The sequence below is a fragment of the Intrasporangium chromatireducens Q5-1 genome (assembly GCF_000576575.1).
Classification (GTDB): Bacteria; Actinomycetota; Actinomycetes; order Actinomycetales; family Dermatophilaceae; genus Intrasporangium_A; species Intrasporangium_A chromatireducens.
Genome location: NZ_AWQS01000592.1, coordinates 1 through 477, shown reverse-complemented (window position 1 = coordinate 477; position 477 = coordinate 1). Strand labels below are relative to the sequence as shown.

The window sequence follows — 477 nt, the reverse complement described above, 5'->3', positions numbered from 1 at the left end:
CGGGCAGGCCGGCACGGGTGCGAGCGCCGTCGAGCTCGAGCGAGCCGGTCGTCGTGGTGGCGATGCCGATGAGGGCACCCGCACAGACGGTGACGACGGTCGCCCGCAGGATGCTGCCGATGGGGGTCACGCGCGCCTCCTCGAACGCCGGTTGCCGAGGGGCAGGGCCATGAAGCATACGAAGGCGAGCAGGACCGCTTGGGCGAGGCGCCACCACGGCTGGGCGGCCGCCAGGTCGATGACGAGGTGGCCCCCGGACGCCGGGACGAGGTAGGTGGGCTGCCCGGCGCCGTCGACCGGAGAGAGCCTGGAGCCGTCGAGGCTCACCGTGACGTGGTCGGCCCACTCCGGGGGCTCGGCCAGGACGAGACGGCGCTCGGCGGTGGCTGGCGGCAGCGTCCGGTCGACCGCTGCGTGCGGGCCGACCGTGGGGACGGCGGCCAGGAGCCGCCCGGAGGCGTCGACGAGCCGGGCCCG

At 76.1% G+C, this 477-nt stretch carries 1 pseudogene; it reads right to left on the bottom strand.

From position 1 onward, the window contains the following. Window positions 1-126: 126 nt before the first annotated feature. Window positions 127-477, bottom strand: a pseudogene (locus N864_RS25375) (glycosyltransferase family 2 protein); the annotation flags it as partial.